Source organism: Virgibacillus sp. 7505, assembly GCF_002272135.1.
Classification (GTDB): Bacteria; Bacillota; Bacilli; order Bacillales; family Amphibacillaceae; genus Terribacillus.
Map to the genome: position 1 here is coordinate 1 of NZ_NPBF01000379.1, position 224 is coordinate 224.

A 224-nucleotide genomic window follows, 5' to 3' on the forward strand; every position below is an offset into this window, starting at 1 on the left:
AATGTGTTATTTAAAGTGTCTTATCCAGCTGAATTCCACGCGCAAACGGCAGCTGAAGCGGCAGTCACGTTACATGAGTCAGTCCGTGACCGTCTGGATGAGATTGACCGTATTGAAATCCATACCCATGAATCGGCAATCCGCATCATTGACAAAAAAGGGCCGCTTTACAATCCTGCTGATCGGGATCATTGTTTGCAATACATTACAGCAATTGGCCTGTT

1 pseudogene is annotated in these 224 nt (G+C 45.5%); it reads left to right on the forward strand.

The window, feature by feature from the left end:
• Positions 1-224: pseudogene (locus CHH91_RS19425) on the forward strand (MmgE/PrpD family protein); the annotation flags it as partial.